The 24,217-nt window shown below is 71.8% G+C and carries 29 protein-coding genes, 1 tRNA gene and 1 pseudogene; 20 read left to right on the forward strand and 11 right to left on the reverse strand.

Translation table 11 applies throughout. From position 1 onward, the window contains the following. Positions 1-45: 45 nt before the first annotated feature. From AB0G20_RS05120 to AB0G20_RS05135, 4 genes are all read right to left on the reverse strand, one after another. A complete protein-coding gene (locus tag AB0G20_RS05120; protein WP_361297679.1) occupies positions 46-1,860 on the reverse strand; it encodes a copper resistance protein CopC in 1,815 nt (604 codons plus the stop codon). Positions 1,861-1,996: 136 nt separating this feature from the next. Continuing rightward, positions 1,997-2,476: a cupin domain-containing protein gene (locus AB0G20_RS05125; RefSeq protein WP_361296025.1), complete on the reverse strand. Its 480-nt coding sequence runs from the start codon at positions 2,474-2,476 to the stop codon at positions 1,997-1,999. Beyond that, complete coding sequence (locus tag AB0G20_RS05130) at positions 2,473-3,081, reverse strand: GNAT family N-acetyltransferase (RefSeq protein ID WP_361296028.1); 609 nt, start codon at positions 3,079-3,081, stop codon at positions 2,473-2,475. The genes AB0G20_RS05125 and AB0G20_RS05130 overlap by 4 nt, the downstream gene beginning before the upstream one ends. Then, positions 3,074-5,170, reverse strand: a complete 2,097-nt coding sequence (locus AB0G20_RS05135; protein ID WP_361296031.1) for a penicillin acylase family protein — start codon at positions 5,168-5,170, stop codon at positions 3,074-3,076. The genes AB0G20_RS05130 and AB0G20_RS05135 overlap by 8 nt, the downstream gene beginning before the upstream one ends. An 82-nt stretch (positions 5,171-5,252) precedes the next feature. On the opposite strand from AB0G20_RS05135, the gene AB0G20_RS05140 reads away from it, so the two are divergent. The 5 genes from AB0G20_RS05140 (at position 5,253) to AB0G20_RS05160 (ending at position 7,605) form a co-directional block, all read left to right on the forward strand. After that, positions 5,253-5,975: a siderophore-interacting protein gene (locus AB0G20_RS05140; protein ID WP_361296034.1), complete on the forward strand. Its 723-nt coding sequence runs from the start codon at positions 5,253-5,255 to the stop codon at positions 5,973-5,975. Positions 5,976-6,011: 36 nt separating this feature from the next. Next, complete coding sequence (locus tag AB0G20_RS05145; RefSeq protein WP_361296037.1) at positions 6,012-6,605, forward strand: HhH-GPD-type base excision DNA repair protein; 594 nt, start codon at positions 6,012-6,014, stop codon at positions 6,603-6,605. Between the two features lie 318 nt (positions 6,606-6,923). Then, positions 6,924-7,046, forward strand: a complete 123-nt coding sequence (locus tag AB0G20_RS05150; protein WP_361296040.1) for a hypothetical protein — start codon at positions 6,924-6,926, stop codon at positions 7,044-7,046. Next, positions 7,043-7,396, forward strand: coding sequence for a hypothetical protein (locus AB0G20_RS05155; protein WP_361296043.1), 354 nt, complete (start codon positions 7,043-7,045; stop codon positions 7,394-7,396). Before AB0G20_RS05150 ends, AB0G20_RS05155 begins: the two co-directional genes overlap by 4 nt. 62 nt (positions 7,397-7,458) lie before the next feature. Beyond that, on the forward strand, positions 7,459-7,605 hold the full coding sequence (locus AB0G20_RS05160) for a hypothetical protein (RefSeq protein ID WP_361296046.1): 147 nt from the start codon (positions 7,459-7,461) through the stop codon (positions 7,603-7,605). A 107-nt stretch (positions 7,606-7,712) separates the two neighbouring features. Here the strand turns inward: AB0G20_RS05160 and AB0G20_RS05165 are convergent. Then, positions 7,713-8,009 (reverse strand): annotated as a pseudogene (locus AB0G20_RS05165) (helicase HerA-like domain-containing protein); the annotation flags it as partial. 106 nt (positions 8,010-8,115) lie between these two features. Between AB0G20_RS05165 and AB0G20_RS05170 the strand changes: the two are divergent. Together AB0G20_RS05170 and AB0G20_RS05175 are read left to right on the forward strand one after the other, a co-directional pair. Beyond that, positions 8,116-8,412, forward strand: coding sequence for a type II toxin-antitoxin system VapB family antitoxin (locus AB0G20_RS05170; protein WP_003999914.1), 297 nt, complete (start codon positions 8,116-8,118; stop codon positions 8,410-8,412). 121 nt (positions 8,413-8,533) lie between these two features. Further along, positions 8,534-9,151, forward strand: coding sequence for a LytR C-terminal domain-containing protein (locus AB0G20_RS05175; protein WP_361297682.1), 618 nt, complete (start codon positions 8,534-8,536; stop codon positions 9,149-9,151). Between the two features lie 37 nt (positions 9,152-9,188). Here AB0G20_RS05175 and upp read toward each other — a convergent pair whose 3' ends face one another. Then, positions 9,189-9,824, reverse strand: coding sequence for a uracil phosphoribosyltransferase (gene upp, locus AB0G20_RS05180; RefSeq protein ID WP_097217661.1), 636 nt, complete (start codon positions 9,822-9,824; stop codon positions 9,189-9,191). A 132-nt stretch (positions 9,825-9,956) separates the two neighbouring features. Between upp and AB0G20_RS05185 the strand changes: the two genes are divergently transcribed. From AB0G20_RS05185 to AB0G20_RS05220, 8 genes are all read left to right on the forward strand, one after another. Beyond that, positions 9,957-10,190, forward strand: coding sequence for a hypothetical protein (locus AB0G20_RS05185; protein ID WP_062931519.1), 234 nt, complete (start codon positions 9,957-9,959; stop codon positions 10,188-10,190). Positions 10,191-10,465: 275 nt separating this feature from the next. Next, complete coding sequence (locus AB0G20_RS05190) at positions 10,466-11,014, forward strand: hypothetical protein (RefSeq protein WP_361296050.1); 549 nt, start codon at positions 10,466-10,468, stop codon at positions 11,012-11,014. A gap of 56 nt (positions 11,015-11,070) precedes the next feature. Next, positions 11,071-11,502 carry a tRNA adenosine(34) deaminase TadA gene (tadA, locus tag AB0G20_RS05195; protein WP_361296053.1) on the forward strand — a complete coding sequence of 144 codons (432 nt, stop codon included), beginning with the start codon at positions 11,071-11,073 and terminating at the stop codon, positions 11,500-11,502. 45 nt (positions 11,503-11,547) lie between these two features. Beyond that, positions 11,548-11,632: transfer RNA gene (locus AB0G20_RS05200), tRNA-Ser, on the forward strand. A gap of 116 nt (positions 11,633-11,748) precedes the next feature. Beyond that, positions 11,749-11,925 carry a hypothetical protein gene (locus AB0G20_RS05205; RefSeq protein WP_031105388.1) on the forward strand — a complete coding sequence of 59 codons (177 nt, stop codon included), beginning with the start codon at positions 11,749-11,751 and terminating at the stop codon, positions 11,923-11,925. Continuing rightward, complete coding sequence (locus AB0G20_RS05210) at positions 11,925-12,218, forward strand: Dabb family protein (protein ID WP_361296057.1); 294 nt, start codon at positions 11,925-11,927, stop codon at positions 12,216-12,218. The genes AB0G20_RS05205 and AB0G20_RS05210 overlap by 1 nt, the downstream gene beginning before the upstream one ends. Before the next feature lie 190 nt (positions 12,219-12,408). Further along, entirely contained in the window at positions 12,409-13,323 is a 915-nt protein-coding gene (locus AB0G20_RS05215) for an RNA polymerase sigma factor SigF (protein WP_361296060.1), read from the forward strand. A gap of 268 nt (positions 13,324-13,591) precedes the next feature. After that, positions 13,592-14,494 (forward strand): RNA polymerase sigma factor SigF, encoded by a 903-nt coding sequence (locus AB0G20_RS05220; RefSeq protein WP_361296063.1) that lies wholly within the window; start codon positions 13,592-13,594, stop codon positions 14,492-14,494. Between the two features lie 311 nt (positions 14,495-14,805). Here the strand turns inward: AB0G20_RS05220 and AB0G20_RS05225 are convergent, their stop codons facing one another. After that, positions 14,806-15,003: a hypothetical protein gene (locus tag AB0G20_RS05225; protein WP_248503343.1), complete on the reverse strand. Its 198-nt coding sequence runs from the start codon at positions 15,001-15,003 to the stop codon at positions 14,806-14,808. Between the two features lie 215 nt (positions 15,004-15,218). On the opposite strand from AB0G20_RS05225, the gene AB0G20_RS05230 reads away from it, so the two are divergent. The 3 genes from AB0G20_RS05230 (at position 15,219) to AB0G20_RS05240 (ending at position 19,181) form a co-directional block, all read left to right on the forward strand. Beyond that, complete coding sequence (locus tag AB0G20_RS05230; protein ID WP_361296067.1) at positions 15,219-15,707, forward strand: MarR family transcriptional regulator; 489 nt, start codon at positions 15,219-15,221, stop codon at positions 15,705-15,707. Between the two features lie 13 nt (positions 15,708-15,720). Continuing rightward, on the forward strand, positions 15,721-18,270 hold the full coding sequence (locus AB0G20_RS05235) for an MFS transporter (protein ID WP_361296070.1): 2,550 nt from the start codon (positions 15,721-15,723) through the stop codon (positions 18,268-18,270). A gap of 89 nt (positions 18,271-18,359) precedes the next feature. Beyond that, positions 18,360-19,181 carry a YceI family protein gene (locus AB0G20_RS05240; RefSeq protein WP_189590410.1) on the forward strand — a complete coding sequence of 274 codons (822 nt, stop codon included), beginning with the start codon at positions 18,360-18,362 and terminating at the stop codon, positions 19,179-19,181. On the opposite strand, the gene AB0G20_RS05245 is transcribed toward AB0G20_RS05240, so the two are convergent. After that, on the reverse strand, positions 19,164-19,865 hold the full coding sequence (locus AB0G20_RS05245; protein WP_361296073.1) for a GAF and ANTAR domain-containing protein: 702 nt from the start codon (positions 19,863-19,865) through the stop codon (positions 19,164-19,166). The two genes, AB0G20_RS05240 and AB0G20_RS05245, sit on opposite strands and share 18 nt — an antisense overlap. A 57-nt stretch (positions 19,866-19,922) precedes the next feature. Continuing rightward, positions 19,923-20,645, reverse strand: a complete 723-nt coding sequence (locus AB0G20_RS05250; RefSeq protein ID WP_361296076.1) for an ANTAR domain-containing protein — start codon at positions 20,643-20,645, stop codon at positions 19,923-19,925. Positions 20,646-20,851: 206 nt separating this feature from the next. Between AB0G20_RS05250 and AB0G20_RS05255 the strand changes: the two genes are divergently transcribed. Further along, positions 20,852-21,214 carry an STAS domain-containing protein gene (locus AB0G20_RS05255; RefSeq protein ID WP_361296079.1) on the forward strand — a complete coding sequence of 121 codons (363 nt, stop codon included), beginning with the start codon at positions 20,852-20,854 and terminating at the stop codon, positions 21,212-21,214. Positions 21,215-21,224: 10 nt separating this feature from the next. After that, positions 21,225-21,695 (forward strand): PPOX class F420-dependent oxidoreductase, encoded by a 471-nt coding sequence (locus AB0G20_RS05260; RefSeq protein ID WP_361296082.1) that lies wholly within the window; start codon positions 21,225-21,227, stop codon positions 21,693-21,695. A gap of 35 nt (positions 21,696-21,730) precedes the next feature. On the opposite strand, the gene AB0G20_RS05265 is transcribed toward AB0G20_RS05260, so the two are convergent. Both AB0G20_RS05265 and AB0G20_RS05270 read right to left on the reverse strand, forming a co-directional pair. Then, the gene (locus AB0G20_RS05265) at positions 21,731-22,510 is read right to left on the reverse strand and encodes a TetR/AcrR family transcriptional regulator (RefSeq protein ID WP_361296085.1); all 780 of its coding nucleotides are present in this window, start codon (positions 22,508-22,510) and stop codon (positions 21,731-21,733) included. Positions 22,511-22,628: 118 nt separating this feature from the next. Beyond that, a complete protein-coding gene (locus tag AB0G20_RS05270) occupies positions 22,629-24,125 on the reverse strand; it encodes an MFS transporter (protein WP_361296088.1) in 1,497 nt (498 codons plus the stop codon). Positions 24,126-24,217: the final 92 nt, after the last annotated feature.

Raw genomic sequence — 24,217 nt, forward strand, 5'->3', positions numbered from 1 at the left:
CGGGGCCCGCCCTCCGGGCGAACGACGGGACTTTGCGGACACGTCCTAGGGCAGGATCCGCACCTGTTCCTCCACCGACACCTGGTCCACGTCCGACACCCGCACGGTCGTCTTCATCGTCCAGTTCCCGGCGAGCGGCAGGTTGACGGAGTTGGTGCTCCAGTAGCCGCCCCGGTCGGTGAGTTCGGCGTCGATCGGGCCGACCTTCCGGGAGGGCAGGGTGAAGGTGATCCGGACCTCGGGGACGACGACCAGGCCCGTGTCGGAGCCGTAGACCACGGCCTGGACGCCGTTCTCGCCGACGCGGGCCGGGTCCAGGGTGACCTGCACCGTGCCGCGTCCGGTCACGGATCCCGCGCCCGTGTCGAAGGGCACCGTGACCTGGGTCGTGGGCGGCAGCGCCCCCGCCGGGGCCTGCTGGGCCGCCTCGGCCTCGGCGCGGGCCGGAAGGGTTCCCGTGAGCACGGTCGTGATCATCAACACCACGGCGGCGACGGCGACCTCCACGAGGACGGAGCGGCGCAGGCGGCGCCGCTGGGTGTCCCGGTCGGCGTCGGACTTGGGAGGCTCGGCTGCCGGTTCGCCGGGCGGTGTCCCCGATCCCTCCGAGTGCCCTGACGGTTCCCCGGGTCCGGGTTCCGCCGGTGCGCCGACCGGCTGCGGGACCCGCTCGTGGACAGCGGCCCGGGTGACGGCCGCCGGTGCCGCGATCCGCGCCGTCCAGCGCCGCGAGTACCCGGCCACCAGCAACAGCACGGCGACCCCGGCGATTTTGGCGAGCAGCAGCCTGCCGTACGACGTGCCGGTCAGCGCGGAGAGGGAGCCCAGGCCGCGCCAGGACTGGTAGAGGCCGGTGACGGCCAGGACCGTCACCGAGGCGAAGGCGATCCGCGAGAAGCGGGGCACGACCTCCACCAGGTCGTCGCCGGACGAGCGGCGCAGGGTCAGCAGCAGCGCCACGAGGCCACCGAGCCAGACGCCGGTCGCCAGCAGGTGCAGTACGGACGACGTCATCGCCAGCGGCACCTGGATCCCGGCGGAGGCGTGCTCGGCCGCCGCCCAGGTCAGGGCCAGTGCGGCGGCCAGGACCGTGCCGGTCGCCAGGACGGCGGGCCCCTGCCGTTCACGGCGCCTGGACAGCCGTATCAGGAAGGCGGCGGTCAGCAGGAGGACGGCCAGCCGGGCGAGCAGGGCCAGGCCCGGGCGGCCGGTCAGGGTGCGGCCGAGGGCGGCGGCGTCGAAGGCCGCGGCCGGGCCCGTGCCCGTCTCGTACGGGGCGCGCAGCAGGAGCAGGACCGCCGTCGAACCCAGCAGCGTCCACCAGGCCGTCACCAGCGGCCGGCGCAGGGGTGACCTGCGCGCGGGCCGGCACAGCAGCACGAACGCCACCATGCCCACGAGCAGTGCGGCGGCGAGGTAGGCGAGGTAGCGGGCGGCGTCGTGGAGGCGGCCGGTGAGCGGGTCCTCGGCCGGGCCCGTGTCGACCTGGACCGTGGTCGCGGAACGCTTCCCCACGGAGAAGCTGAAGGCGCCGGAGACGGGGTGGCTGTCGGCGGACACGACTCGCCAGGCCACCGTGTACGTGCCCTTGGCGAGCTTGCCGGGCAGACCGACCCGGGCCGTGTCGGAGCGGCCGTCCGCGTGCGTGGCCTCGCCGGTGTGGACCCGGCGCTGGTCGGGGCCGAAGACCCGGAAGGAGTCGTCGAGCAGACCCACGGACTCGGTGAAGGTCAGGGTGACGTGGCGGGGGGCCTGCCGGACGACGGATCCGTCGTCGGGGTCGGTGCTGCGGAGGGCGGCGTGGGCGGAGGCGGGGGTTGCTCCGGCGAGGAGCAGTACCAGCAGGGTGCCGAGCAGCACCAGGGCCTGGAAGCGTCGGGGGCGTCCGACATGGCGATCCTCGTTCCGCCGGTGGTCCACGTGGTTCTCCGGGGTCGGGCTGTACGGCTTCCCGTTAGGTACGGACGGGATCGGTGTAGTGCTCACCGGGTGGCGGTCAGGAGGAGGACCGGGACAGACCCGCGATCTCGGCCGCCTGTGCCGGATAGCGTGCCGTCAGCTCTGCCGCGTCTCCGTGTTCGTAGCCCTCGAACGTGAAGCCGGGTGCCATCGTGCAGCCGAAGAGGGCCCATGCGCCGCCCTCGGCCACCCGGCCACCCATCCACGTGCCCGCCGGGACCGTGAACTGGACGTGCTGGCCGCGCAGGACGTCCGGCCCGAGGACCACCGTCCGGGTGCCGCCGTCCGGGGCGAGCAGGAGGAGCTCCAGGGGATCGCCCCGGTAGAAGTGCCAGATCTCGTCCGTCGGCAGGCGGTGGAGGGCGGAGAAGTCGTCCGCTGTCAGGAGCGCGACGATCGCCGTGCCCTCCGGCCTGCCGTCGGGGCGTTCGGGACCGGCCCAGGTCTGGCGGAACAGGCCGCCCTCGCGCGGGATCGGTTCGAGGCCGTAGTGGGCGATGAGGTCCTCAGGGGTCACCCGGGGAACAGTATCTCCCGGTCGAGGAAGGCGAGCTGGGCCTTCTTCTCCGGCAGGTACACGTCCGGGAGGTCGATCTCCGGCAGGACCACGACCGGCCCGGGAGCGAAGCCGAGCTTGAGGAAACGGTCGACCGCCTTCTCGTTGCGCACGTCCGGGTCGACCACGACCCGTCGGCGGCCCAGGCCGAGCAGGACGTATCCGGCGACGACCGCCACCAGCCGGGCGGTCCAGCCGGGCTGCCCGCCGCCCGGACCCGCGGGGGCGAGCAGCAGGTGGACGCCGATGTCGCCGGGGCGGACCTCGTAGCACTCGCTGACGCGATCGGCCTCCGGCTCGTAGGTCTGGAGGAGCGCGACCGGCTCGCCGTCCCGGACGACGAGGTGGGCGTGGTGGGTGTCGAGCGTGGCCATGTGGGCGTAGATCTCGGCGACCTGTTGTTCGGTCAGCCCGTTCATGCCCCAGAAGACGGCCCGGTCCTCGCTGACCCAGCGGTGGATCACGGCGGCGTCGGCCTCGGCGTCCAGCGGCAGGACGCGGACGGTGCCGAAGCCTTCGAACGCCTGCTCGTGGACGGGGGTGCGGGAGGCGTACGGGTCAGACATCGGTTTCCTTCTTCAGCCGGGTCCAGTCGGTGACGACCGGGACGAGGTCGCCCGCGAGCCACAGGGGGAGCTGGTCGCGGTGGTGGGGCGAGCCGGGGACGCCCGAGGCGCCGAGCGGGACCACCCAGCGGCTGTCCTCGCGCCGGGCCAGGTCCCAGACGTACCGGGCGGCCGGGCCCCGGGCGGCGCGGTCGGTGAGGCCCGGCACGCCCGAGGTGCACAGCACGCAGTCGTGGTCACCGGACAGCCCCGGTTCGTCGTACGGCTGCTCAGGCTCCAGCGCCCGCCAGGGGGCGAGACGGTGGGTGTCGCCCCAGACACCGTCCGGCGGGCGCAGGGCCACTTCCTCGATCGCGGCGCGGACGGCCGCCGGGCGGTCGATTCCGTACAGGTCCTCGGCCCGCAGCAGGTGTTCGAGGGCGAAGCCGACCCGGGGGACGAGGGCGAGCCAGGGCTGGAACACCTCGGGATACGCCGGTGGTGTGGTGAGTGCGGCGAACGCCGGGTGCGCCGCGAGCCGCCGTACGACCGCTCCGCGCACGGCCGCGTAGAGGGCCGCGTCGGCGCTGCCGGCGTCCATGCGGCGGTCCCAGCCGAGGAGTCGGTCCCTGAGGGCGGCGGCCTCGGGCGTGAGGTCGTCGAGGGCGTCGAGGTGGTTCAGGAGGGGGGACGCGGAGGCCAGGTGGGTGTCCGTGTGGAGGGCGGGCATGTCGGCGGCGGACCAGCGCTCCTTGCCCGCGAGCAGCGCGGCGATGCGGTCGGCGCGGTGCGGCGGGGCGAACTCGACGCCGAGGGGTTCGGCCGGGCCCCGCTGGTTGGCCATGACGGCGACGCCGTCAGTGAGCCCGGCGCGCGGTGGCACGTGCCAGCCCTGCCACTCGTGGCCGGGCTCCCACGCGGGCACGACCCGGAGGGAGTCGGTCCCGGCACGCCGCGGCACCCGCCCGGCCACGCGGTGCAGGACACCGCCCTCGGTGTCGGCGGCCTGGACGACGTTGACCGGCTCGGCCCAGTGGTCGAAGGCCCGGTCCACGTCGGCGACCCGGCGGGCCCGCAGCAGCGGCAGCAGGGCGCCGAAGCCGAGGTCGCCGGTGACGCGGGGCGGGTAGCGCAGGCTGATCGCCACGGGTCCGCCGGAGGGATCGGCCGGGTCGGCCGGGTCGCCGTCGAGGCCCTCGGGCCCGCCGATGATCACAGGGCCCCGGCCGGTCTCGATCACCTCGACCTCGACCGGCTCCTCACCCGCCACGTCGACGGTCTCCGTGTGCCGGGCCGCGCGCCGCCAGACCCCGTCCGGGCCGAGGGCCTCCACGCCGGCGCCGGTGCGCCGCAGCCGCTCCCGGTAAAGGTCCTGGTAGTCGGCCATGGCGTTGGTGATGGCCCAGGCGACCGTGCCGGTGTGCCCGAAGTGGGCGATGCCCGGGACCCCGGGGACCGCCAGGCCCACGACGTCGAACTCCGGGCAGGACAGGTGGATCTGCTGGTAGACACCGGGGTCCTCGATCCAGCGGTGCGGGTCACCGGCGATGACCGCCTGCCCGGTGACGGTCCGCTCCCCGCTCACCAGCCAGCCGTTGCTGCCGGAGGTGCCGGGGCCGTCGGTGGCGAACAGGCCGATGGCGTCCGCGTCCAGGTGGGCGGCGACCTGCTCGCGCCAGAGCTTGGCCGGGAACCCGGCGAAGAGGATGTGCGTGGCGAGCCAGACACCGAGGGGGGTCCAGGGTTCCCAGCGGCCGGGGGCGAGACCGGTGCGGGCGAACTCGGGGGCGGGACCGTCGGCCAGCCCCTCGTTGATCCCGTCGACGTACGCCCGCACCCACCGCGCCGTCTCGGGGTCCCGTCTCTCCAGGTCCGCGAAGCAGCGTCTCGCGGTGTCGTCGAGTCTGGCCCGTCTCGCGAACCGGTCCCAGGCCAGGGCGCTCTCACCGAGGAAGGACGCCGAGGTCCCCTGCGCCCGGTGCCGCTCGACCTCCAGCTGCCAGGCCCGGTCCCGGGCGGTGACGAGGCCCTGCGCCCGGGCGAGTTCGGCCGCGCTGCCCGCGCGCAGATGCGGAATGCCCCAGGCATCACGGTAGATCTCGGTGGCCACGCTGCACCCTCTCTTTTCTTTAGGTTAGGCTTCCCTAAGTAAAAGCTGTGGCCGGAATCGTACGCGAAGGGGCGAAAACACGATGGGGCAGGGGCGGGGTTGGGAGGGCGCGGTCCTCAAACTGCTGCGCGGCAAGGACTTCGAGTTCACGGTGACGGACGTCGAGGACGTCACCCCGGACTACCGGCGGCTGCGCTTCACCGACGGCGGTCTGCTGGCCGCGACCGGAGTGCACCCCACCATGTGGGTACGGCTGTGGTTCGACAACGCGGGCAAGCCGCACCAGCGGGCCTACACCCTGGTCGACCCGGACGCCGAGGCCGGCACCTTCAGTCTGGAGTTCGCCCTGCACGAGGGGTGCGCCAGCGACTGGGCCAGGGCGGCGAAGCCGGGCGACACCATCGAGGCGACCGTCCAGGGCACCGGCTTCGAGCACCCGAGCCCCGCGCCCTCGCACGTCTTCGCCGTCGGCGACCCGGCCTCGCTCCCGGCCATCAACTCCCTCCTGGACGCACTGGGTTCCGCCCCGGCCACCGTCTGGTTCGAGGGCGGCGACGACGACCTGCCGTTCCGCACCGACCCGGACCGGCACGAGCTGCGCAAGGTGCCCCGCCAGGACTCCGGCGCGCACCTCGTCGACCGGGTGAAGTCGGACCTGCCCGGCCTGCTCCAGGGCACGGCCGACCCCTACGTCTGGATCGCCTGCGACACGGTGACGACCCGGGCCCTGACGGCGTACGTCCGCAAGGAACTGGGCCTGCCCAAGCAGCGGGTGCACGCGCTGGGCTACTGGCGCGCGACCTGAGCAGCGGGCGGGCCCCTCCCGGGGGATGATCGGGGCATGGACGTCACTCTTCACCTCGCCCAGGATCCCGAGGCCGACGCGCTGCTCGGCCGCAGCCCGCTCGCCGCGCTGGTCGGCATGCTGCTGGACCAGCAGGTTCCGATGGAGTGGGCGTTCAAGGGCCCGTCGACGATCGCCCAGCGGCTCGGCACGGACGACCTGGACGCGCACGAGATCGCCGCGCACGAGCCGGAGGCCTTCGCCGCGCTGCTGTCGCAGAAGCCGGCCGTGCACCGCTACCCGGGCTCCATGGCCAAGCGGATCCAGCAGCTGTGCCAGTACCTCGTCGAGCACTACGACGGTGACGCCGAGGCGGTCTGGAAGGACGTCGGCACCGGCAAGGAACTGCTGAAGCGGCTCGCGGAACTGCCCGGCTTCGGCAAGCAGAAGGCCCAGATCTTCCTCGCCCTGCTCGGCAAGCAGCTCGGGGTGCGGCCCACGGGCTGGCGGGAGGCGGCGGGCTCCTACGGCGAGCCGGAGTCGTTCCGCTCGGTCGCCGACATCACCGACCCCGAGTCGCTGGTCAAGGTACGGGCACACAAGCAGGAAATGAAGGCAGCGGCCAAGGCCGCGAAGGCCTCCGGCAAGTAGGACAGGGACGCCGGCCTCCTGCCCGCGCCGGGCCGTCGGCGATAGGGCGGACGTCAGCCTCCAGCCCGCGCCGGGGGCCGTCGGCAATAGGGCGGACGCCAGCCTCCAGCCCGCGCCGGGGCCGTCGACGATAGGGCGGACATCAGCCTCCTGCCGGGCGTCAGCCCCTGCCTCGCCCCGGGCAGCGGCCCCCTACGACCCCATGGCAGTCGGTGTGCGGACGGTCGGCGTCCCGGCCCCCGGCAAGCAGGGCACGGGCGTCATCCCCCTGGATCGTCCCAGGTGGCGGGCGTCTCCGGGCCGGTCCAAGCATGGAGCATGACCGAGCCACCGAGCGGCTCCCCCTGGGGCCCGGAGCACGACGCCACCCGCGACCGTGCCCTGGCCGGCGGCTTCCGGCCGCACGGGACGAGCGAGCGGATCTCGCAACCGGCGCGATGAACGGCGCGGCCCTGACCCCCGCACCGCAGCCGGTCCCCCGCGGCCCGCGCCGGCACACCTGGCTGCGGGTCATCGCCCTGCTGCTCGTCCTGCTCGTGCCGGGTGCGCACGCCGAGGCCCTGACCGGGCCGGCGGCCGTCGTCTCCGGGGAGAGCACCACCGTCGAGTGCGACCTCCTCGACACCGCCCTGCGCCCACCGGCCCGGGGAGCCCGCCGCACCGCCGTCCCGCTGCGCCCCGCCCCGCTCCAGGACCCCGGGCCGACGTACACCGCACAGCACCCCGTGCCCGTACCGCCGAGCCCGCCGCACGACCCTCGCCCCTTGCGTTCCGAAGTCCTGCGCTGCTGACCCCACCGCATCCCCCAGCCCGCACGAAACCTGAACGACGAGGAACGACGAGGAACCCAGCCATGCTCGAAGACCCGTACGCGGTCCTGCGCGCCCTGGTGCGCGCGGAGGCCGCCCGCAGCACCCCCCAGCCGCCCCGCACCGAACCGTCCCGGCCCGAGCCGGACACGCAGAAGCAGCGGCCCACGAGGGAGGGGAAACGCGGCTGACGCAAGGCGCGACGGCGGAGGCGGCCCGACTAGCGCCTCCGCCGCCCCGAACGCCTCGCCGTCCCGAACAGCGACCGCGTGATCTCCCGCCCGATCTGCGTCCCCACGGCCAGGAAGACGGGCACGCCCTGGGCGGACAGCTGCTCGGCGATCAGCTGGAGCGTCTTGGTCTTGCCGGTGCCGGTGGCGCCCGCGACCAGGCCGTGACGGTCGAGCATCGCCAGCGGCACCCGGACCTGCGCGTCCGGCAGGCACCGCCCGTCCCACAGCAGGGCTCCCAGTGAGAGGGCCGGGCCGGAGAAGGCGTAGCCGGAGGCGATCCGCAGGGCCTCCTGGGGAAGGGCGGCGGCACGCTCGGACACTTCCGGGGCGGGGGCCGACGGCATGGCCTCGCGGTCCGGCATATTCACGCCCCTGTTCCCGGTTCGTACCGCCTTGTGGGTTTTTTTTCAGCGTCGTACCTCGGCGCCATGGCTGCGCCCGGAAGGTCTTGACCGGTAGGCTTTCCGTGTGATCTTCAAGCGCATCGGAAACGGCCGGCCGTACCCCGACCACGGCCGGGAAAGCACCCGGCAGTGGGCGGACGTCGCGCCGCGCCCGGTCCGCCTCGATCAGCTCGTGACGACCAAGGGTCAGCTCGATCTGGAAACACTGCTCGCCGAGGACTCGACGTTCTACGGCGACCTCTTCGCGCACGTCGTGAAGTGGCAGGGCGACCTGTACCTGGAGGACGGACTGCACCGCGCGGTGCGGGCGGCCCTCCAGCAGCGCCAGGTGCTGCACGCGCGCGTGCTCGAACTCGACTGATCCCCGCCGGTCGCGGGTTGGCCCTTTCGGGTTCCGCTGGGCGACGTCGAATGATCATCTAGTAGGCATCGTCGCCCGGGCGCACTACGCTGCGCTCATGAGCATGCTGACTCCCCCCGGCATGGGCGGCAAGTACCGCATCACGGGCAACAAGCACCCCCGGATGCGCCGGCCCAGGCAGCGCGGCAGGCTCGTCGTCCTGACCGTCGCATCCGTCGTCGTCCTCGGCGTGGGCGGCTGGGGCACGCTGCAGCTCATCGACGTCTTCACCGGCGGTGGCAAAAAGGCTTCGGCGACCGGTGCCGGGACGGACTGCGGCATCAAGACCAAGGCGAGCCCCTCGCCCAGCGCCAAGCCCCTGCCCGACCCCCGCACGATCACCGTCAACGTACTCAACGCCACCACCCGCGGCGGCCTGGCGAAGAAGACCGCCGACGAGCTGAAGAAACGCGGCTTCAAGATCGGCGACGTGGGCAACGCGACCAAGGAGCACGACAAGAAGGTCAAGGGCACCGGACTGCTGCTCGGCCCCGCCGCCGCGCTCGACACCTCGCTGCCCGTGCTCGGCACCCAGCTCCCGAGCGCCGAACGGCGTACCGAGGCGGCCCGCAAGGGCGCTGCCGTCGACCTCGTCATCGGGGACGGCTTCAAGCAGCTGGCCACACAGCAGGACGCCGACCGGGCTCTGACCGAGCTGGCCAGGCCCGAGCCGGCGCCGACATCCAAGAAGGGCTGCTGAGCACGTCCCCGAGGGCGTGCCCAAGCGCCCCGGGGTCCTACTCGGCGGCCCCGTACATCCGGTCCCCCGCGTCGCCGAGGCCGGGCACGATGTAGCCGTGCTCGTTCAGCCGCTCGTCGACCGAGGCGGTCACGACCGTCACCGGCGTGCCCGCCAGCTCGCGCTCCATGATCTCGACGCCCTCCGGGGCGGCCAGCAGCACCACGGCGGTCACGTCGTCGGCGCCGCGCCGGATCAGCTCCCGGATCGCCGCGACCAGCGTGCCGCCGGTGGCGAGCATCGGGTCGAGCACGTACACCTGACGCCCCGACAGGTCCTCCGGCATGCGCGTCGCGTACGTGGAGGCCTCCAGCGTCTCCTCGTTGCGGATCATGCCGAGGAAGCCCACCTCGGCGGTCGGCAGCAGCCGGACCATGCCGTCCAGCATGCCGAGGCCGGCCCGCAGGATCGGCACCACCAGCGGCCGCGGGTGGGACAGCTTGACGCCCGTGGTCCGCTCGACCGGCGTCTGGATGTCGACCTGTTCGGTGCGCACGTCACGCGTGGCCTCGTAGGCGAGCAGGGTGACCAGCTCGTCGGCGAGACGGCGGAAGGTCGCGGAGTCGGTGCGCTGGTCGCGCAGCGTGGTGAGTTTGTGGGCGACCAGGGGGTGGTCGACGACGTGGAGGCGCATGTCCACAACATTAACCGGGCGGGATGCCCCCACCCGCACGGCAAGCCCGCCGTCCGGCCGTCACCCGGTCGCTGGCGTCAAACGGTCCGTCCGGGGGAAGGCGGAAGGGACGGACTGGGGGTGGTGAACCTGATGCCCGACCGGAAATTCCGAGACGATCCGTCGCCGCGCACGCGGCCGGGGACGGGCCCGGAGCCCGACCTGACGAACGGGACCGACGAGTCCGACGCCGAGCGCCGCCGGCGTCGCGCCCGGTTCCTGCGCGATCTGGCAGAGGCGCGGGAGCTGCGCGACCGCGTCCAGCCGCGCCGTGCCAAGACGGCCCGGCTGCGGCACGCCATGCGCATGCGCACCTTCCGCTGGTAGGAACGGGCGGGAAAACCCGCGGCAAAGATCACGAACCGCGCGGCGATTGTCGCGGGTGACCGTGCGTGGAGCGGGGCAAATCCGCGTACGATCCGCAGGTGGCGGCAACGGGCGTCCGAAGAGAACTGCCCAACACAGGGAGCCGAAGACGTCCCCTGAACGCCTTGTTTCTGCCACGATTCCGAGTGGGTGGGGCTCGGACGAGCACTCCCCGCCCGTAACCTCCGCCGGGGGGACCCCCAACCGGCACGCCTAAGACCAGTGGGAGAGTCACGGTGTACTTCGCCGCACTGCTCGCGCGCACCGAAGACGGGTGGGAAGCGAGCGACACAGAGCTCGACGATGTGGAAACCCTGTCGGATCTGGCCGACCTGGCCCGTGAAGCCTCCCCCGACGAGGACACGGTGCTCGTGCTCATCGAGCAGGAGGACGCCTGGTTCGGCGTCGTCCGCCTGGACGGCGAGGAAGACCCTCGCATCTACGTCTCGGACGCCGCCGCCGCCGCCCGCAGCAGCTACGGCGAGATCCTGCTCACCGACGAGCTGCTCGGCCGCGATCCGGACGACGGGGACGTCCTCGACGCCCTCGACCTCGACCTCGACGGCACCGAGGACGGTGAATCCGACGAGGACGACGAGGATGCCGAGGACGGTGCCGGGGCCGCCGGGTCCGCCGAGTCCGTGCCGCACGGCCCGGTCGGTGACGCCCTGATCCTGGACGACCTCGGCGTGAGCGAGAAGGAGCTGCGTTTGATGTCGACGGACGCCGTCACCGAGATCGCGGAGTCCCTGGGCGCCTCGGAGACCCTGGAGACCGTCCGCTGACCGCTCGTGCCACCGCGGGGCCGCCGGATCCGGTCCGGGACCCCTGGCGGCCAGCGATGCGACTCGCCCTGGACGAAGCCACCGAGGCCGTCCGGGGCGGGGACGTCCCCGTCGGCGCCGTCGTCCTGGCCCCGGACGGCTCGACCGTACTCGCGGCCGGGCACAACGAACGCGAGGCCGGCGGCGATCCGACGGCCCACGCGGAGCTCCTCGCCCTGCGGCGGGCCGCGGCCGCCCTGGGCGAGTGGCGGCTCGCCGGATGCACCCTCGTGGTGACGCTGGAGCCCTGCACGATGTGCGCGGGCGCGATCCAGCAGTCCCGCGTCGACCGGCTCGTCTACGGCGCCCGCGACGAGAAGGCCGGCGCGGCCGGCTCCCTCTGGGACCTCGTCCGCGACCGGCGGCTCAACCACCGCCCCGAGGTGATCGAGGGCGTGCTCGCCGAGGAGTGCGCCGGGCTGCTCACCGAGTTCTTCCGCGGTCGCTGAATACCGATTTCAAAGCACGCGGCACCTTGCTGTAAGGTCTCCCTCGGTAGCGTGTCCGAGCGGCCGAAGGAGCTCGCCTCGAAAGCGAGTGTGGCGCAAGTCACCGAGGGTTCAAATCCCTCCGCTACCGCTTGAGAAGGGCCCCGTCGTCAGACGGGGCCCTTCGTGCGATCTGCCCCTTCGTGTGATCGATCCTTCGTGCGATCATGTGCGCTGCATGGGACACCAGTGACAGGGGAGGCCGCGATGGCGGTGAACGCGAAGAAGGTCGCCGTCTACGCCCTCGTGGTCTTCGCGTTGTACGTGATCATCACGGACCCGGCCAAGGCAGCCGACTACGTCCAGATAGGCTTCCAGGGCATTTCGGACGCCGCCAAGGCCCTCGGCGACTTCGCCACGTGGGTCGCCAACGGAGGAAAGTGATGATCCGCCACCTGGTGCTCTTCAAGCTCAACGAGGGCGTCGAGCGCGACGACCCCCGGGTCGTGAGGGGCGTCGAGGCCTTCCGCGCGCTCGGCGGCAAGATCCCGGAGCTCCGCTCCTGGGAGCTCGGCTGGAACGTCAGCGACCGTCCCATCGCCTACGACTTCGCCATCAACTCGGCCTTCGACGACGCGGACGCGCTGCGGCGGTACGTGGAGCACCCGGACCACCAGGCGGGTGTCGCGCTGTGGCGGGAGTTCGCCACGTGGGTGATCGCGGACTACGAGTTCTGAGACCGGCCGCTCCGGGCCCCCTGTCGCTTCGACAGGGGGCTCTTCTGTTGCACGAGTTGATTTGTGCGGCTTTCATCCCTCAACACGTAGTTATGGGGTGCTTGCACACAGTGCACATGTCTTGTGATGCTATGACCGCTTTTGATGGAAGAGATGCCGGATGAGTTGACGATGACGAGGTGGAGTTGACGTGCTGGCCAGTACCGCACCTCAGGCACCGTCCCCTCCCGCACCGTCCCCTCAAGCCGCGCCCCCTCAGGCCTCTCCCTCTCAGGCAACGCCCCCTCAGGCAGCGCCCGCGGCAGCCGCTCCGACCGCGCCGGCCGCGCCCCAGCGGAGCAGCCGCGGCGCCGACACCCGGGCGCTCACACAGGTCCTCTTCGCGCAGCTCAAGGAGCTCCAGCCGGGCACGCCGGAGCACGACCGCGTACGCGGGGCGCTCATCGAGGCCAATCTCCCGCTCGTGCGCTACGCGGCCGCCCGGTTCCGCTCCCGCAACGAGCCGATGGAGGACGTCGTCCAGGTCGGCACCATCGGGCTCATCAACGCCATCGACCGCTTCGACCCGGACCGGGGCGTGCAGTTCCCGACGTTCGCGATGCCGACGGTCGTCGGCGAGATCAAGCGGTACTTCCGCGACAACGTCCGCACGGTCCATGTGCCGCGCCGGCTCCACGAGCTGTGGGTGCAGGTCAACAGCGCGACGGAGGACCTGACGACCTCCTTCGGGCGGACCCCGACGACCGCGGAGATCGCCGAGCGGCTGCGCATCACCGAGGACGAGGTGCTGTCCTGCATCGAGGCCGGGCGCTCGTACCACGCGACCTCCCTGGAGGCCGCGCAGGAGGGCGACGGGATGCCGGGGCTGCTGGACCGGCTCGGCTACGAGGATCCCGCGCTGGACGGCGTGGAGCACCGGGATCTCGTACGGCACCTGCTCGTGCAGCTGCCCGAGCGGGAGCAGCGGATCCTGCTTTTGCGGTACTACAGCAATCTCACGCAGTCTCAGATCTCCGCCGAACTCGGTGTCTCGCAGATGCATGTGTCGCGGCTACTCGCGCGTAGCTTCCAGAGATTGCGGTCTGCGAACCGCATCGACGCGTAATCGCAAACGCTGTCGAGAGGTCACCGCGGGGAGGGAATCGCTCATCAGGGCGGTTGCCGACAGTTGAGAGCCGACAAGCCGTCAGGCCCCTTGTTTGCAGGGCGGATTCGCGTCTCAGATGTCGACATGTCACTACAGCGTGTTGCCGACATGTGACATTCTGCGGGAAGCGCGTTTGCCAGAGCTCCGGCTCCGGTATTCAGGTGAAGGCTGCGTTCCTCAGACGGGGGCGTTCGCCACGACCGTCCCGCGACCCAAAGGGGGTGGCATGTCCGCAGAACAGGGCAGCTCGAAGGTGCTCACGCTCGCGGAGAGCGACACAGCTCCCCATGCTCTCGACTCACTCGGCCCCATCGATGACGTACCGGCCATCGCGGCCGAGCCCGTCCCGGTTCTCCCGGCCACGGGGGCCATCGACACCCGCACCCTGTCCCGCTCCCTGTTCCTGCGGCTGGCCGCGCTCGACGAGGACAGCCCCGAGCGTGCGTACGTCCGTGACACGCTCATCGAGCTCAACCTCCCGCTGGTGCGGTACGCCGCCGCGCGGTTCCGGTCCCGGAACGAGCCGATGGAGGACATCGTCCAGGTCGGCACGATCGGGCTGATCAAGGCGATCGACCGGTTCGACTGCGAACGGGGCGTCGAGTTCCCCACGTTCGCGATGCCAACCGTCGTGGGCGAGATCAAGCGGTTCTTCCGGGACACGTCCTGGTCGGTGCGGGTGCCGCGTCGGCTGCAGGAGCTGCGGCTCGCTCTGACCAAGGCCAGCGACGAGCTCTCGCAGAAGCTGGACCGGTCGCCGACGGTCACCGAACTGGCCGCTGTGCTCGGGGTGTCCGAGGAGGACGTCGTCGACGGGCTGGCGGTGGGGAACGCCTACACGGCGTCCTCGCTGGACTCGCCGGCGCCGGAGGACGACGGTGGCGAGGGGTCGCTGGCGGACCGGCTGGGGTACGAGGACACCGCGCTGGAGGGTGTGGAGTACCGCGAGTCCCTGAAGCCGCTGCTGGCGAAGCTGCCGCCTCGGGAGCGGCGGATCATCATGCTCCGCTTCTTCGCGAACATGACGCAGTCGCAGATCGGCGAGGAGGTCGGCATCTCGCAGATGCACGTCTCCCGGCTGCTCACCCGGACGCTGGCGCAGCTCCGCGAGGGCCTGATCTCGGACTGACCGAGGGCCGGCCGAAGGCTGACCGAAGGCTGGGGCGCGGCTGTTGGGGCCGCGCCGTATGCCTGTGGCCGCTTCGGGTGGGTGCGCGTCGTCTGCGCCTGACACCGGGTGTGGGTCGGAGCCGCGCCGGGGGGTGTCCGTCCCCGGAACGGCGCGATGGGGTGTCATACCGACCGACTGGCGTTGACGCGCCAACCGCTGCGGGCGGACACCCCCCGACACGTCCCCTTGCGTCGTCCGGCGGGTGCGGGTGCGTCTCCGCCTGGCTGCGGGCACACCCGACCTCGGCAACGACGCCCGGGTGGTGAGAGTCAGGCCAGCGCCAGCCAGGCCACCGCCGCGACGATCGCCACGGCGACGACTACGCCGAGGATGAGACCGATGCGGGGCCCGCCGCTGGACGGGGCCGCCGCCTGACGCCCCTGCGGGGCCTCGTCGACGAACGCGCGGAACATCTGGGTGCTGCCGGCGGGGTCGTGATTGCCCTGCGGGGCCTGGTTGTTAGCCATGGCCCGAGACCCTAGCGAAAACGCCGGGGCTCCCCAAGTGGGGGTTGGGGTTCCGTTTGGTCCCGACTGACCCGTACCGCCAGGCTCGCCACCAGCACATTTACTCCCGCAATACTTGCCTTTGCCAAGTTTTTATGCCGCACCCGCCTCTTTTATTTGCCTGCAGCAACCAACAGCTCCTATGGTTGCCCTAAGCAACGAAAGCAGGAGGTGTCATGGCCGAAAAGGCGCAGTACGAAGAGCTGGTCCGCCAGTTCAGCGCCTTCGGCGCCGTGAAGCGGGAGCTCGGCCGGATCATGCCCGCCGAGTGCCCCGGCGGGTCGGCGGCCGTTCTGACCCTGCTGGGCCGCCACGGCGACATGCGCATGAGCAAGCTCGCCGAGCTGCTGGCGGTGGACATGTCGGTCACCAGCCGCCATGTCGCGCACGTCGTGGACCGGGGCTGGATCGCACGCTCCCCCGACCCGGCGGACAAACGCTCACGCATCCTGCGCCTCACACCCGCGGGCCACGCACAGCTCGACGAGCTGTCCCGGCGGACCACGGAGGTCCTCGCCGAGCGCCTGAGCGACTGGACCGACGAGGAGGTCGGCCAGCTCACGGACCTCATGGCGCGGCTGAGGGAGAGCTTCGACTGCCGGCCCGGGGGCCGGGCCGCACCGGCCGCCCTCGACCAGACCACCCGTACACCCGCAAGCACGTAAGAAAAGGAAGCCCATGGCAACGACCACACCAGCCGGTGTGCGGGCTCATGCCAAGCACGGGGGAGGCTCCCACAGCTCCTCCGGCGACGGCGCTCCGATGACGCACCGGCAGATCATGGAGGCCCTCACCGGCCTTCTGCTCGGCATGTTCGTCGCGATCCTGTCGTCGACGATCGTCTCCAACGCCCTGCCCCGGATCATCAGCGACCTCGGTGGCGGCCAGAGCGCCTACACCTGGGTCGTGACCGCGTCCCTGCTGACGATGACCGCGTCCACCCCGCTGTGGGGCAAGCTCGCCGACCTGTTCTCCAAGAAGCTGCTGATCCAGTTCGCGCTGGTCATCTTCGTGCTGGGTTCGGCGGCGGCCGGCATGTCCCAGAACCCGGGCATGCTCATCACCTTCCGCGCGGTCCAGGGCATCGGCATGGGCGGCCTGTCCGCGCTGGCCCAGATCATCATGGCGGCGATGATCTCGCCGCGTGAGCGCGGCCGGTACAACGGCTACCTCGGCGCCACCTTCGCCACCGCCATGGTCGGCGGCCCGCTGGTCGGCGGCGTCATCACCGACACCGACTGGCTCGGCTGGCGCTGGTGCTTCTACGTCGGCGTGCCCTTCGCCGTGATCGCCCTGATCGTGCTGCAGAAGACCCTGCACCTGCCCGTGGTCAAGCGGAAGGTCAAGGTCGACTGGGCCGGCGCGTTCTTCATCACCGCGGCCGTCTGCCTGCTGCTCGTCTGGGTGACCTTCGCCGGTGACAAGTACGACTGGATCTCGTGGCAGACGTACGCGATGGTCGGCGGCTCCGTCGTGCTGCTGGCGCTGTTCGTCCTGATCGAGGCGAAGGCCAGTGAGCCGATCATCCCGCTGCGGCTGTTCCGCAACCGGACCATCACGCTGGCGTCGCTGGCCTCGCTGTTCGTCGGTGTCGCGATGTTCGCCGGGACCGTCTTCTTCAGCCAGTACTTCCAGCTGGCCCGGGACAAGTCGCCGACGATGTCCGGTGTCATGACGATCCCGATGATCGCGGGTCTGTTCATCTCCTCCACCGTCTCCGGCCAGGTCATCACCCGGACCGGACGCTGGAAGGGCTGGCTGCTGGGCGGCGGTGTGCTGGTGACCGCGGGGCTCGGGCTGCTGGGCACGATCCGGTACGACACCGAGTACTGGCACATAGCGATCTTCATGGCGCTGCTGGGTCTCGGCATCGGCATGATGATGCAGAACCTGGTGCTGTGCACGCAGAACCAGGTGGAGCCGGGTGATCTCGGCGCCGCGAGCTCCACGGTGACCTTCTTCCGGTCCCTCGGCGGTGCGGTGGGCGTCTCGGCGCTCGGCGCGGTCCTGGGCAACAAGATCACCGACTATGTGAAGGACGGCCTCGCCGACCTCGGCGCGAAGGGCGCGGCCCTCGGCCACGCCGGCACGGGCGGCGGCGGCATCCCCGACCTCGACGCGATGCCCGCGCCGATCCGCACCGTCGTGGAGAGCGCCTACGGCCACGGTGTCGCGGACGTGTTCCTCTACTCGGCTCCGCTGGCGCTGCTCGCGCTGCTGGTGTCGCTGTTCATCAAGGAGGTCCCCTTGAAGACGAAGGGTGGACTGGCGCAGGCCGCCGCCGGTACCGACGCCCGCACGGAGGCTCCCGCCGAGGCGGCTGCCGAGACTCCCGCCGAGGAGAAGACCGTGCCGAGCTGGGCCGTGGCCGAGACCGGTGCCGCCGACGGGACCGGGCCCGAGGGCACACAGCGGCTCACCGCCGTGGCCACCGCGGGCCGGGCCGAGGAGCCCGCCTCCGGCGGGGGCGGCGTTCCGGTCCGTGGTTTCGTCCGCGGGAACGAGTCCGCGCCCGTGCCGCAGGCCGCCGTCACGCTGATCTCGCTCGCCGGACGCCAGCTGGGCCGGTCCGTGGCGCAGGCCGACGGCTCGTACGCGGTGGACGCCCCGGGCTCCGGTTCGTACGTCCTGATCGCCTCCGCCGACGGCTTCCAGCCGCAGGCGTCCACGGTCGTGGTGAACGGCGAGCCGGTCGCCTACGACATCCTGCTCAGCGGCACAAGCGGGCTGACCGGCCTGGTGCGGGCCGCCGAGAGCGGGCAGCCGGTCAAGGACGCCATGGTCATCGTGACGGATGTGCGCGGGGACCTGCTGGCCAACGGGACCACGGGCGAGCAGGGCGAGTTCTCCTTCGCCGAGCTGGTGCCGGGGGCGGTGACCGTCGCGGTGAACGCCGCCGGGTACCGGCCGCGTGCCCTGCCCGTCGAGGTGGGCGGCACCGGGGTCACCCGGGTCGAGATCGACCTGGACTCGGGCGCCCGCGTCCAGGGTGTCGTCCGCGCCCCGCACGGCCCGCTGGCCGACGCCCGGGTGACGCTGGTCGACCAGGCGGGCAACGTCGTCGGCTCGGCCACGACCGGGACGGACGGGGCGTACGCCTTCACCGACCTGGACGGCGGCGAGTACACCGTCATCGCCACGGGCTACCCGCCGGTGGCCACCGCCCTGACGGTCACGGGCGCCGGCACCGACGCCCACGACATCGAACTCGCCCACCCCGGCGAGTAGCCACGACCCCGGCCCGTGACAGGTGGGCGCGCTCTGAGCGGAGGTGCGCCCCCTGTCGCGGGCCGGTTTCTTTCTGAGGAGCAGTTGAGATGGGACTGACCGCGAGGATCCGCACCCGGGACGGATGGGCCGTGTCGCACGCGGTCGTCACGGTGGCGGACATGACCGGTGCGCAGGTGCTGCGGGCCGAGGCCGACGCGGAGGGCGCCGTGCGGGACGCGACGCCGATGGAGCCGGGGGCGTACACCGTCATCGTCACGGCCGTCGGGTACGCGCCCGCGGCCTCCAGCGTGATCGTCACGGCGAGCGGGCGGGCCGAGGTCGGCTCGGTGACGCTGGCGCGGCAGGGCGGCACCGAGCTTCCGCCGCCGGGCCCGTGGACCGTGGACCCGGTGCACTCCAGTGTGGCCGCCGTGGCCCAGCACCTGGGCATCTCCAGCGTGCACGGCCGGTTCACGGAGTTCTCCGGCTCGATCGAGATCGCCCCGGACGACGTCACCAAGTCGCGCGTGGAGGCGGTCATCCGGGCCGCGTCCGTCGACACCGGCAACGGCATGCGCGACGGACACCTGAAGTCGCCGGACTTCCTGGACGTCGAGCGGTTCCCGGAGATCACCTTCCGGTCGACAGGGCTGACGGCGACCGGGTCGGACCGGTGGACCGTCCACGGCGAGCTGGGCATGCACGGGGTCGTACGGCCCGTGGACCTGGACCTGGCCTACCTCGGCACGGGTCCGGACCCGTGGGGCGGCACCCGGGCGGCGTTCCGCGCGACGACCGAACTGCACCGCGAGGACTTCGCGATGAACTACAACCAGGTCCTCCAGGCGGGCATCGCCGCCATCGGCACGACGCTGAAGGTGGAGCTGGACATCCAGGCCGTGCAGGGCGAGTCACTTCCCGCGGCGTGAGTCCGGGGCGGACACTCTCGCCACCAACTGGCCGCACAGGTCCCGGAGCTTGACGTTGCGGTCCTGCGAGACCCGGCGCAGGCGCTCCAGCGCGATCCGCGCGTCGATCCGCTCCCGGGCCATCAGGATGCCGACCGCCTGGTCGATGACGCTGCGGGAGAGCAGCGCGGTGCGCACATCGGCCGCCGACTGGCGCCGGCGCTCGATTTGCAGGGCCACGTCGATCGCGTCCCCCGAGCGGGCCGCGAAGGCCCGGGCCGCGTCCCGGCCCGGGCCCAGCGCCCCGGCCCGCACTCCGTAGAAGTTGAGCGCGGCGCCGCTCTCGCCCTCGACGGCGACCGGCACGGCCAGCACACAGTGGACGCCCGCGGAGAGCGCGTACTCCGTGTACGACGGCCAGCGGGACTCCTCGGCCAGGTCCGGGGCGTACTGCTCCTCGCCGGTCTCGGCCGCGTCGACGCAGGGCCCCGAGCCGTTCTCGTACTGGCGCAGGTCCAGGCCGCTGGGCAGGCCGTCACTGCCGGCCAGGGTGAGCAGCCGGCCCGCGCGGCGCACGGTGATGCTGCACGCGTCGGCGCCGGGCACCTCCTGCACCGCGCGGTCGGTCAGATCGCGCAGCAGGGTGTCGAGACCGCTGCTGCGCACCATCGCCTGGTCCAGCGTGTCGGACGTCTCGGAGCTCATGACCGTACGGGTATCCCGTCACCACCCGAACACGCCCCTGACGTAGTTCACCTCACTTCAGGGGGTGTCGTGCGCTTCCACGATCCGGCGGGCGAGGTCGCGCAGTTTCACGTTCTCCCGCTGGGAGGCCCGCACCAGGCTCTCGAAGGCCGCGGCCGCGTCGATGCTCTGACGCTCCATGAGGATGCCGGTGGCCTGGCCGATCAGGTCCCGGGTGTGCATGGCCTCGGTCAGCTGCTCGCGCACGGTCGCGGAGTCCAGGGCGATGCTGACGTGCGCGGTGAACAGCCGGCCGATGCGCGTGGCCTCCTCGTCGAAGACGCCCGGTTTGCGCGCGTAGGCCGTGAGCACGGTCAGCCGACGGCGGTCGGCACGCAGCCGCAGCGACAGCGCCGAGCGCAGTCCCAGGGCCGCCAGCACGTCCCAGCCGTCGTCCGCCTCACTGTCCGCTATCCGTGCCACCGGGCTGTTCCACAACTCGTCCCAGAGCCCGTGCTGTTCGCGGCCGGTGTGCCGGCCCTCGGCGGAGCGCACGATCTCGTCGGTCCAGGCGAGCGTGCGGAGCCTATTGCCGCGCTCGATCACGGAGATGCCGGCGTGCTCGGCCCCCGGCATGAGGTGCACGGCCAGCCGGACCGCCGTACGCAGTGTGCTGTGGGGCGTGAGGGTCTCGTGCAGTTGCTGAGAAGCCACCGTGAGGGCCTCGGCCAGCTCGACGCCAACCGGAAAACGGGGCAAATCAGGAAACTCGGACGCAGCCACCACGAACCTCTTCGGCATGCACGGCCATGGCCGTGCGCAGGAGAGCTCCGCAGCACATTCCCGACTGCGAGCACAGGACGGACAGCACTCTAACTGTTCGGTTGCCTCCAAGTGACGTCCGGTCGACGCCGCCGCAGGCGCTTCCGCCACCCGCCACCCGCATGATGGAATGGCGCCACGGGTCAGGAAGCGGCCTTACCGGAATCCGGACGAACGTCTGCCAGGTGAGTGCCGTGACCTTCTTCACGAATCCCACAGAACCGCGCGACCTCCCCGGCCGCGTCCACCTCACCCTGCCCGCCGAGATCGACTTCTGCAACGCGGCGGAGCTGCTGCCGCTCGTCATGTCCGCTGCTCAGGCCCGTGGCGACCGGCTGGAGGTCCTCGTCCTGGACCTGACCGCGACCTCCTTCATGGACTCCCAGGGCATCCGCCTCATCAACGACGTACGGCACCGGCTGCCCCCCGGGGCCCGGGTGCATGTGGTGGCCCGGCCGGAGGGGGTCACGAGCCGGGTCCTGGAACTGACCCGCCTGCGCCGGGACGTCCCCGTGTACGACAACCTCGCCGAGGCCCTGGCGTCGTAGGCTGCCGGACATGGCACCGAACATCGCGACGAACACCCGTGTCTCCCTGGACGAGTTGCTCGACTTCGTACGCCCCCGGCACCACGCGATCCTGCTGACCCGGCGGACCGACGGCGGCCCCCAGGGATCCCCGCTGACCTGCGGTGTCGACGACTCCGGCCGGATCGTGGTCTCCACCTACCCGGAGCGCGCCAAGACCCGCAACGCCAAGCGGGACCCGCGCGTGAGCCTGCTCGTGCTCAGCGACGACTGGGACGGCCCCTGGGTCCAGATCGACGGCACGGCCGAGATCATCGACACCCCCGACTCCGTCGAACCGCTCGTGGAGTACTACCGGAACATCGCCGGGGAGCACCCCGACTGGGACGAGTACCGCGCGGCCATGCTCAAGCAGGGCAAGTCGATCATCCGGATCACGCCGGAGCGGTGGGGGCCGGTGGCGACCGGTGGCTTCCCCGCGCGACTGGTGGAGGGCGAGTAGGTCAGCCCTCCCCGGGGGGCAGCCCTCCCCGGGGGTCAGCCCTCCCCGGGGGCTTCTCGCTCGCGGGCGACCATCGCGTCGATGCCCGCGATCAGCAGTTCCAGCGCGAACTCGAAGTCGCGCTCCAGCATCTCGGCGACCGTGTCGCCGCCGCGCGCCGCCATGATCTCCTGGGACTCCTGGATGACCTCGGCGGCCTGCGGGGCGGCGGTCACGGCGCTCAGGGACTGCTGGAAGTACTCGTCCACGCTCATCCCGCCGGCCGCGGCCCGGGAGGCGAGGTGACCTTCCAGAGTTCCGTAGCCGTAGACGAACTGGAACACGGCCGAGATCGCGCTCGTCAGGCGTTTCGCGGGCAGCCCGGTCCTGCGGACGACGCGCTGGACGACCCGTGAGAACGCCAGGTTGTTGGGGCCGATGTTGAGGAAGACCCCGACCAGCGCGGACACCCAGGGGTGGCGCACCAGCAGCGTCCGGTACTCCCGGGCGAGCGCCCGCGCCTGGTCCCGCCAGTCCTCACCGGCGTCCGGATCGGGCAGCCGCATCTCGCCCATGACCTTGTCCAGGGCGAGTTCCAGCAGGTCGTCCTTGGTGTCGACGTACCAGTAGACGGACATCGCGGTGACGTTCAGCTCGCCGGCGAGCCGCCGCATGGAGAACTTGGCCAGCCCTTCGGCGTCCAGCAGCCGCACGGTGACCTCGATGATGCGCGCCCGGTCCAGCCCCGAGGGCTGGCCTCCACCGCGCCGCCGGTGCGCTGTGCTCTCCAGCCAGACGCTGGACCGCGGCTGATCCTGCCGGGTGGCTTTCGCCATGGCGCACCTTCCTCGATCTTTCAATGCCGCTCATGCTAGACGCGCTTCCTCGCAGGGAGCGCGGGCTGTGCCGCGGGGCCCGCCCTCCGCGGGGACGACGGGGCCTTGCGGACACGGCCTAGGCGGACTCTGCCCGCTCGGCCCGCCGAAGCAACGCGGCCGCGACCAGTCCGCCGGCCAGCACGGCGACCGCCCCGACCAGCTGACTGGTCTCCAGCCCGGAGGCGAACGCGTCGGAGATCCGCGCCTTCTCCTCGGCGGAGTCCGCCGCCGCCAGCGCAGCCGGGAGCGACGCCGCGGACACGGCGACCAGCGACGCGAACCGCGAGTTGAGCACGGCACCGAGGACCGCGACCCCCAGCCCGTTGCCGAACTCCGCGAGCGTGCCGTTGATCCCCGCTCCGACCCCCGCCTTCTCCGGCGGGATCGCGCTCATGATCGCGTTGGCCATCGCCGGCATGGACAGCGCCACGCCCGCCCCCATGACGATCAGCCCGAACAGCATGCCCCCGTACCCGTGGCCCCCGAGCAGCGCGATCGCCGCCAGTCCGGCGGACACCAGGGTCATGCCGAGCGCGATCGCCCCCGGCGTCCCCACCTTCAGCACCAGCTTCGCCCCGACCCCCGTGAAGTTGAGCACGACGACGGTCAACGCCAGCGGCGCCGTCCGCAGCCCGGCGTCCAGCGGCTCGTAGCCGAGGACGAACTGCAGATGCTGGGTGAGCAGGAACAGCGACCCGGTCATGCCGAACGCCACGAGGATCGCGCCCGCGACCGCGCCCACGAACTTCTGGTTGCGGAAGAAGTGCATGTCCAGCATCGGGTGCTCGGTGCGCAGCTCCCACGTCACGAAGAGGCCCAGGACCACCACGCCGATCAGCGCGGAGACCAGGACCTGGGAGGAGGTCCAACCGTGCTCGGGCCCGGTGATGATCGCGTACACCACGGCCGTCATGCCGATGGTCGACAGCACCGCGCCGAGCAGGTCGGGCCGGTCACCGGACTTGTGCTTGGACTCCGGCACCAGCGCGGCCACCGCGACCAGGCCGAGCACCGCGACCGGGATGTTGATCAGGAAGATCGCGCCCCACCAGAAGTGGTTCAGCATCACCCCGCCGATCAGCGGCCCGGCCGCGAAGCCGAGCGAACTGACCGTCGACCACAGCGCGATGGCCTTCACCCGCTCCTGGTCGTCGAAGATCTGCACGACGACGGCGAGGATCGTGGTCATCAGCAGTGCGCCGCCGACGCCCATACCCGCGCGGGCCGCGATCAGCTGGCCCGGGCTCTGGGAGAAGCCGGCCGCCAGCGAGCCCACGCCGAAGATCGCCAGGCCCGCCATCAGCAGCAGCTTGCGGCCGTAGCGGTCGGCGGCGTTGCCCGCGGTGAGCAGCAGGCCGGACTGGACCAGCGCATACGCGTTCATCATCCACTGGACGTCGGCGGTCGTCGCGTGCATCTCACGGGTGAGCGAGGGGATCGCCACGTTCAGGATCGTGTTGTCGAGCAGCACGGTGAGCTGCGCGAGGCAGATGACACCGAGGATCAGCCAGCGCTGGGGGTGGCCTGCGTGCGCCGTCTGCGGCGGGGCCTTTTCCTGGGGGGACGTCGTCATGCTGTACACCGTAGAACAGCTCCCATACGGCGTACAACAAAGTTTCGGCGGACACGGCGAAGGGCGGTGGCTTCCGGCCACCGCCCTTCACC

Source organism: Streptomyces sp. NPDC024017 (assembly GCF_040638895.1).
Lineage (GTDB): Bacteria > Actinomycetota > Actinomycetes > Streptomycetales > Streptomycetaceae > Streptomyces.

What these genes read in the sequence shown, in the direction of transcription:
- AB0G20_RS05270 (WP_361296088.1), bottom strand. Translation starts at nt 24,125, where the DNA reads ATGACGACGTCCCCCCAGGAAAAGGCCCCGCCGCAGACGGCGCACGCA.
- AB0G20_RS05205 (WP_031105388.1), top strand. Translation starts at nt 11,749, where the DNA reads ATGGCGGTGAACGCGAAGAAGGTCGCCGTCTACGCCCTCGTGGTCTTC.
- AB0G20_RS05155 (WP_361296043.1), top strand. Translation starts at nt 7,043, where the DNA reads ATGAACGGCGCGGCCCTGACCCCCGCACCGCAGCCGGTCCCCCGCGGC.
- AB0G20_RS05175 (WP_361297682.1), top strand. Translation starts at nt 8,534, where the DNA reads ATGGGCGGCAAGTACCGCATCACGGGCAACAAGCACCCCCGGATGCGC.
- tadA (WP_361296053.1), top strand. Translation starts at nt 11,071, where the DNA reads ATGCGACTCGCCCTGGACGAAGCCACCGAGGCCGTCCGGGGCGGGGAC.
- AB0G20_RS05230 (WP_361296067.1), top strand. Translation starts at nt 15,219, where the DNA reads ATGGCCGAAAAGGCGCAGTACGAAGAGCTGGTCCGCCAGTTCAGCGCC.
- AB0G20_RS05185 (WP_062931519.1), top strand. Translation starts at nt 9,957, where the DNA reads ATGCCCGACCGGAAATTCCGAGACGATCCGTCGCCGCGCACGCGGCCG.
- AB0G20_RS05225 (WP_248503343.1), bottom strand. Translation starts at nt 15,003, where the DNA reads ATGGCTAACAACCAGGCCCCGCAGGGCAATCACGACCCCGCCGGCAGC.
- AB0G20_RS05210 (WP_361296057.1), top strand. Translation starts at nt 11,925, where the DNA reads ATGATCCGCCACCTGGTGCTCTTCAAGCTCAACGAGGGCGTCGAGCGC.
- AB0G20_RS05235 (WP_361296070.1), top strand. Translation starts at nt 15,721, where the DNA reads ATGGCAACGACCACACCAGCCGGTGTGCGGGCTCATGCCAAGCACGGG.
- AB0G20_RS05220 (WP_361296063.1), top strand. Translation starts at nt 13,592, where the DNA reads ATGTCCGCAGAACAGGGCAGCTCGAAGGTGCTCACGCTCGCGGAGAGC.
- AB0G20_RS05265 (WP_361296085.1), bottom strand. Translation starts at nt 22,510, where the DNA reads ATGGCGAAAGCCACCCGGCAGGATCAGCCGCGGTCCAGCGTCTGGCTG.
- AB0G20_RS05240 (WP_189590410.1), top strand. Translation starts at nt 18,360, where the DNA reads ATGGGACTGACCGCGAGGATCCGCACCCGGGACGGATGGGCCGTGTCG.
- AB0G20_RS05160 (WP_361296046.1), top strand. Translation starts at nt 7,459, where the DNA reads ATGCTCGAAGACCCGTACGCGGTCCTGCGCGCCCTGGTGCGCGCGGAG.
- AB0G20_RS05245 (WP_361296073.1), bottom strand. Translation starts at nt 19,865, where the DNA reads ATGAGCTCCGAGACGTCCGACACGCTGGACCAGGCGATGGTGCGCAGC.
- upp (WP_097217661.1), bottom strand. Translation starts at nt 9,824, where the DNA reads ATGCGCCTCCACGTCGTCGACCACCCCCTGGTCGCCCACAAACTCACC.
- AB0G20_RS05150 (WP_361296040.1), top strand. Translation starts at nt 6,924, where the DNA reads ATGACCGAGCCACCGAGCGGCTCCCCCTGGGGCCCGGAGCACGACGCC.
- AB0G20_RS05140 (WP_361296034.1), top strand. Translation starts at nt 5,253, where the DNA reads ATGGGGCAGGGGCGGGGTTGGGAGGGCGCGGTCCTCAAACTGCTGCGC.
- AB0G20_RS05145 (WP_361296037.1), top strand. Translation starts at nt 6,012, where the DNA reads ATGGACGTCACTCTTCACCTCGCCCAGGATCCCGAGGCCGACGCGCTG.
- AB0G20_RS05130 (WP_361296028.1), bottom strand. Translation starts at nt 3,081, where the DNA reads ATGTCTGACCCGTACGCCTCCCGCACCCCCGTCCACGAGCAGGCGTTC.
- AB0G20_RS05260 (WP_361296082.1), top strand. Translation starts at nt 21,225, where the DNA reads ATGGCACCGAACATCGCGACGAACACCCGTGTCTCCCTGGACGAGTTG.
- AB0G20_RS05250 (WP_361296076.1), bottom strand. Translation starts at nt 20,645, where the DNA reads ATGCCGAAGAGGTTCGTGGTGGCTGCGTCCGAGTTTCCTGATTTGCCC.